The 5995-nt window shown below is 63.1% G+C and carries 7 protein-coding genes; 5 read left to right on the top strand and 2 right to left on the bottom strand.

Annotated features, from left to right (window positions below):
- Nucleotides 1-290: 290 nt before the first annotated feature.
- The gene (locus tag ACR2J1_RS00505) at nucleotides 291-428 is read right to left on the bottom strand and encodes a hypothetical protein (RefSeq protein WP_434017382.1); all 138 of its coding nucleotides are present in this window, start codon (nucleotides 426-428) and stop codon (nucleotides 291-293) included.
- A 221-nt stretch (nucleotides 429-649) separates the two neighbouring features.
- Nucleotides 650-916, bottom strand: coding sequence for a hypothetical protein (locus ACR2J1_RS00500; protein WP_434017381.1), 267 nt, complete (start codon nucleotides 914-916; stop codon nucleotides 650-652).
- Between the two features lie 221 nt (nucleotides 917-1137).
- Between ACR2J1_RS00500 and ACR2J1_RS00495 the strand changes: the two genes are divergently transcribed.
- The 5 genes from ACR2J1_RS00495 to ACR2J1_RS00475 all read left to right on the top strand — a co-directional run bounded on the left by ACR2J1_RS00495 (nucleotide 1138) and on the right by ACR2J1_RS00475 (nucleotide 5843).
- Entirely contained in the window at nucleotides 1138-2040 is a 903-nt protein-coding gene (locus ACR2J1_RS00495; RefSeq protein ID WP_434017380.1) for a S49 family peptidase, read from the top strand.
- Between the two features lie 3 nt (nucleotides 2041-2043).
- Nucleotides 2044-2244 (top strand): hypothetical protein, encoded by a 201-nt coding sequence (locus ACR2J1_RS00490; protein ID WP_434017379.1) that lies wholly within the window; start codon nucleotides 2044-2046, stop codon nucleotides 2242-2244.
- 120 nt (nucleotides 2245-2364) lie between these two features.
- Nucleotides 2365-3300, top strand: coding sequence for a glycine--tRNA ligase subunit alpha (locus ACR2J1_RS00485; RefSeq protein WP_434017378.1), 936 nt, complete (start codon nucleotides 2365-2367; stop codon nucleotides 3298-3300).
- Nucleotides 3293-5416, top strand: coding sequence for a glycine--tRNA ligase subunit beta (gene glyS, locus ACR2J1_RS00480; RefSeq protein WP_434017377.1), 2124 nt, complete (start codon nucleotides 3293-3295; stop codon nucleotides 5414-5416). Before ACR2J1_RS00485 ends, glyS begins: the two co-directional genes overlap by 8 nt.
- Nucleotides 5417-5429: 13 nt before the next feature.
- Nucleotides 5430-5843, top strand: a complete 414-nt coding sequence (locus ACR2J1_RS00475; RefSeq protein ID WP_434017376.1) for a gamma-glutamylcyclotransferase family protein — start codon at nucleotides 5430-5432, stop codon at nucleotides 5841-5843.
- Nucleotides 5844-5995: the final 152 nt, after the last annotated feature.

The raw sequence follows: 5995 nt of genomic DNA, 5'->3' as shown, positions 1-5995 counted from the left end.
GCCGGGATTGGTCTTGCACCATGACGATGGGCGCTACACGGCGAAGGCGGAGGCGGTGTTGCGGCAAGGCGAGAGGCTGGATCTCGACGGCTAACGAAAAAAGGCTGCCGCCCGGGGGGGACAGGCGGCAGCCTCGATGCGCCCGGGAGGAGGAGCACTCCCGGACCGTCAGGCCGCTAGTAGCAGACCTGGACGTTGCGCCAGATGGTCTCCAATGCCCCGTGCCACCGCGCCTGGGTCGGCCGCAGCTCGTAGGTGCAGCGGGGCTGATACCAGGAGTAATTGAACCACTATTTGTTGTGGCCACGGTTGCCGTAGTTGCCGTGATTGCCCCAGTCGCCGCGATGGCCATCCTTGGCGTCGGCGGTCGAAGCGCCGAGTGCGAGGAACAAGACGGCGGCAGCAGCGATGAAGGTTGTCTTCAGCATGGGATCATCCTTCAACGAGTGGCGCCTTTTCGGGCGCCTTGGGTTCAGTTCAAGAGCAGAGGACGTCTCTCTCTTGATCCCGTTTTAGAGATGTCGTGCTGAACCGAAGCTGAGGCTGATGTTCATCCGGCGTTCAGCCGGAAAGCGGGGGCGGCAAAAGCAAAGGGCCACTCCCGAGGCTCGGGAATGGCCCTTGATGATCGCCGGTTTGGCTTGGCGCCTTAGTACCAACCGCGGCGCCAATAGCGGCCTGTACGCCAATAGGGATAAGCGGCGTAGGGATAGCCGTAGCCGTATGAATAACGGTAAGGCCGATAGGCCCGCGGACCATAACCGTAGCCGTAGCCCGGGCCGACATAGACGGCCACGCCAGGGCCCCAGCCACCGCCCCAGCGGCGCCAACCGGCTTCCGCGGAGTTCGGAGCCACGTTAATAAAGGCGAGCATGAGCGCGCCGACTGCCACCAGCAAAGTTGCAAGCTTCTTCATTGTACTCCTCCTAAAACGGCCGTTCAGGCACTGGAACGCGCCGGTGAGATGGGTTTCCACCACCTCGGAGCGGGTCTTATAGCAAGGAAATGTTTCGGCCTTATTGCCGACCCGGAGGCTGCGTTACCCAATGCTTAGAAGCGCCTCGAAATGGCCCCTATTGGACAGAATTGGGGGCGGCGCCTTTGATTTCAACACCTGAGACCGCTACTGTGCCCGACATGAAGACTGTGTTTGCCGACACGAGCGGAGCCGAAGGGCAGGGTTGGAAAAGCTACTTCCCCGCCGCTCTGGTTAATCGCGGCCCTCTGATACCGGTTCTACGCTTCAGCGGCCCCATCGGCGTCGTCACCCCGCTTAGGCCTGGGCTCTCCCTGTCCACGAGCGCCGCCGCCATCCAGAAGGCGTTTTCGATGCGCGGCGCCAAGGCCGTCGCCATTCAGATCAATTCGCCCGGCGGCTCGGCCGTGCAGTCCATGCTGATCCATCACCGCATCCGTGCGCTCGCGGCGGAGAAGGGGCTCAAGGTCTATGTCTTTGCCGAGGACGTCGCGGCATCGGGCGGCTATCTGCTGGCGCTAGCCGGCGACGAAATCTATGCCGACCCGAGCTCGATCGTGGGCTCGATCGGCGTCATCACCGCGACCTTCGGCTTCCCCGAACTGCTTGCCAAGATCGGTGTCGAGCGCCGCGTCTATACCGCGGGCCCCAACAAGGACACGCTCGATCCCTTCCTGCCAGAGAAGCCCGAGGATGTGGAGCGCATAAAGGACATCCAGCGCGACGTGCATGCTGCCTTTATCGATCTTGTGAAGGAGCGCCGCCGCGGCAAGGTCGACTTCTCCAACGAGATTCTGTTCAGCGGCGCGTTCTGGTCCGGAACCAAAGCCCGCGAGCTGGGTCTTATCGACGGGCTATCGGACGCCCGCACCAAGATGCGTGAGCTTTACGGCGACGACGTGCGTTTGAGGCTGGTCAGCGCGCCGTCGAGCTGGTTCCGGCGTAGGCGCAGCGTCTTCGCCGAAGGCGGGGCGCTCGATTTCGGATTTTCACCCGGCGGCTTGGCTGCCGACTTTATCTCCGCGGTCGAAGCGCGCGCGCTTTGGTCGCGTTTTGGACTTTAGATCATGCCGCAGATTCTCATTCTCGTCGCAGCCGGAGCGGGCATGTTCCTGGCGCGGAAATGGTATCGCGACGAGCAGCGCCGCATCGCCGGCGAAGTCGCGCGTGCGCGCGAGGCCATGGAACAGCGCGAGGAGGCGAATGCGATTCCTCTGGTGCGCGACCCGGCGACAGGCGTTTACCGGCCACGGCAACGGGCGCGATAGGCGTCTGACGCGAACCGTTAACCGGGCGGCCATTGTTATCTCCGAAAAGCTTTGGCTTTCCTTGCGCTGCAGACGCGATTAGCGTCCGCGCCAATCGATGGGAATCGGCGGTCTGGTGAGATGAGCAAGCTGAGGAAACCGGTTCGGGCCGAAGCGCCCCTCTCGTTTCAGGATCTGATCCTGCGGCTTGAGCGCTATTGGGCCGACCAAGGCTGCGTCATCCTCCAGCCCTACGACATGGAGATGGGGGCAGGGACCTTCCATCCCGCAACCACCTTGCGCTCGCTCGGGCCTAAACCCTGGCGTGCCGCCTATGTGCAACCGACCAGGCGCCCGAAGGACGGCCGTTACGGCGAGAACCCCAACCGGCTCCAGCATTATTACCAGTTCCAGGTGATCCTGAAGCCGTCGCCACCCGACATCCAGGACCTCTATCTGGAGAGCCTCGTCGCCATCGGCATCAATCCCAAGAACCATGACATCCGCTTCGTCGAGGACGATTGGGAAAGTCCGACGCTCGGCGCTTGGGGCCTGGGTTGGGAGGTGTGGTGCGACGGCATGGAGGTCTCGCAGTTCACATACTTCCAGCAGGTTGGCGGCTTCGACTGCGATCCCCTCGCGGGCGAGCTGACTTACGGGCTTGAGCGCCTCGCAATGTATGTGCAGGGCGTCGACCGCGTTTACGACCTCAACTTCAACGGTAGGGACGGCAAGGACAAAGTCACCTATGGCGATGTGTTCCTCCAGGCCGAGCAGGAATATTCGCGCTACAATTTCGAATACGCCGATACGGCTCTCTTGCTCGACCAGTTCCGCGCCGCGGAAACGGAATGCCAAGCGCTGCTCGAACGCGGCGATTCCAGCGAGCGCCACCTGATGGCGCTGCCCGCTTACGACCAGGCTATCAAGGCATCGCATATCTTCAATCTGCTCGATGCGCGCGGCGTGATCTCCGTGACGGAGCGGCAGGCTTACATCCTGCGCGTGCGCGATCTTGCCAAGGCGTGCTGCGCGGCGTGGCTCAAGACCGAAGCAGGCGGCGCCGCCAATGGGTGAGCTGCTGCTCGAACTTTTCTCCGAGGAGATCCCAGCGCGCATGCAATCCCGCGCCAAGGATGATCTCGCGCGCCTGCTCGGCGACGGCCTTCGCGCCGCTGGCCTTGAATTCACCGGCATCAGCAGCTTCGCCACGCCGCGACGCCTGACCGCTGTGGTCGAGGGCCTGCCGGCGCGTTCGCCGGATGTGCGCGAGGAGAAGAAAGGGCCGCGCGTCGATACGCCCGACGCCGCGATCCAGGGTTTCGTCAAGTCCGCAGGGCTGGAGTCGATCAAGGATGCGGAGACGCGCGAGGACAAGAAGGGCAGCTACTACGTCGCGCTCCTCGAGCGCGCCGGGCGCCTGACTGCCGAGGTCGTCGCCGAGATCGTACCGGAGATCGTACGCAATTTCCCCTGGCCGAAATCCATGCGGTGGGGCAGCGGCAAGCTCCGCTGGGTGCGTCCGCTGCACTCCATCCTTTGCCTGCTCGACGGCAAAACCGTGCCCTTCGCGATCGACGGTCTTCAAAGCGGCGATGAGACCCGCGGGCATCGCTTCATGGCGCCGAAGCCGTTTTGTGTGAGGAGCTTCCGTGACTATGTGCAGAAACTGAAAGACGCCTTCGTCGTCCTCGATGGCGCCGAGCGTGCGTCCCTTATTCTCGACGCTGCGCGCAAAGCGGCGAAGATGGAAGGTCTGACGCTCGTCGAGGACGAGGCACTGCTCGCCGAGAACGCAGGTCTCACCGAATGGCCCGTTGTTCTCATGGGCACGTTCGACGACGCTTTCCTCGAAGTGCCGCCCGAAGTGCTCGCCACCTCGATGAAGGCGCATCAGAAGGCCTTCTCGCTGAAAAAGGGCGACGACCTCGCCAACCGCTTCATCGTCGTTGCCAATCTCGACGCGGAAGACGGCGGCAAGGCCATTATCGCCGGCAACGAGCGCGTGATCGCGGCGCGGCTCGCGGATGCGAAATTCTTCTTCGATCAGGACCGCAAAGCCAGTCTCGAAGACTGGGTGCCGAAGCTCAAGGATATCATCTTCCACGAGAAGCTCGGCACGCAATATGACCGCGTGCAGCGCGTGCGCATGCTGGCGCGCGAAATCGCGCCGCTGGTCGGCGCCGATCCCGATCTCGCCGAGCGCGTCGCGATCATGGCCAAGGCGGATCTCCTCTCCGGCATGGTCGGCGAGTTTCCCGAGCTGCAAGGCGTGATGGGCCGCTATTACGCGCTCGACCAGCAGGAGAACGAAGCCGTCGCCGCAGCTATCGCTGCGCATTACAAGCCGCTAGGCCCGACCGATGCGGTGCCGCGCGAGCCCGAGGCCATCGCCGTCGCGCTCGCCGACAAGCTCGACATGCTGGTCGGTTTCTGGGCCATCGACGAGAAGCCCACCGGGTCCAAGGACCCGTACGCGCTCCGCCGCGCCGCGCTTGGCGTCATCCGCCTCGTTCTGGAGAATGGCATCCGCCTTCCTTTGTTACACTCAATCCAGTCCCAACTCGTCATGGCCGGGCTTGACCCGGCCATCCACGGCCTAGCGGGAGGCAAAAGCGTGGATCACCGGGACAAGCCCGGTGATGACGGTAAAATTATTGAGGTCGCGCCCAGCCTGCTCAATTTCTTCGCCGACCGGCTCAAGGTGCATCTGCGCGACCAGGGCGCACGTCACGATCTGATCGACGCCGTATTCGCGCTCGGCGCTCAGGACGACCTGCTCATGATCGTGCGCCGCGTCGATGCGCTCGGACGTTTTCTCGATACCGAAGACGGCGCCAATCTTCTCGCCGGCACCAAGCGCGCGATCAACATTCTGCGTATCGAGGAGAAGAAGGACGGTCGGACCTACGATCAGCCGCCCGATCCCAACCTCTTCAAACGGCCGCAGGAAAAGGCGCTGGCCAAAGCGGTCGACGAGGTCGAGCTGGCGGCCGCGTCCGCCGTCGCCAATGAAGATTTCGAGGCGGCCATGGCGGCAATGGCGCTGTTGCGCACGCCCGTGGATGAGTTCTTCGACACCGTCACGGTGAATGCAACCGAGCCGGAGTTGCGCGAGAACCGCTTGCGCCTCCTGAACCGCATCCGCGCCACGACGCAGACTGTCGCCGACTTTTCCAAGATCGAAGGATGATCGACGCGCCGCCATGCCCGACCATCTTTTCGCTTATGGCACCTTGAGAGCGGAGAGCGCGCATAGGATGGCGCGGCGGCTGCTGACCGGTGCCAAGCTGATCGGCAAAGGCAGTGCCCCCGGCATTCTTTACGATTTTGGTTATTATCCAGGCGCTACCTTCGCGGCGGACGCCGGGAGCGGCGTGATTGGCGACGTATTTGCCTTGCCCGAGGACGGCATCCTGCTCGCGGAGCTCGACGTCTATGAGGGCACGGAGGATGAGGACTATCACCGCATCACGGTAGAGGTGCAGCTTAAAAGCGGTGACCGCATAACCTGCTGGACCTATCAGTTGTGCAGCGTTCCAGAGCGCGGACGCGTGATCCCAAGCGGCGACTTCATAGCGCATGTCCGCGCGCGGGAATCCAAGGCCGACCGGGGCTGATCCAGGCTCGCTCGTTTGTGCCTCGGCCTTGAGACCGCTAGAAAGGCTCCTATGCGTCAGCCACTGGAAGGCGTGATGGGTAAGGCCGAGACGGTCAAGAGAACGTCCCCGAAATGGGTGTACACGTTCGGCGCCGGCCGTGCTGACGGTGC

The sequence above is a fragment of the Methyloceanibacter sp. genome, assembly GCF_050999895.1.
Classification (GTDB): Bacteria; Pseudomonadota; Alphaproteobacteria; order Rhizobiales; family Methyloligellaceae; genus Methyloceanibacter.
The sequence above is the reverse complement of the archived record's forward strand: the minus strand, read 5'-3'. Positions and strand labels throughout refer to the sequence as shown.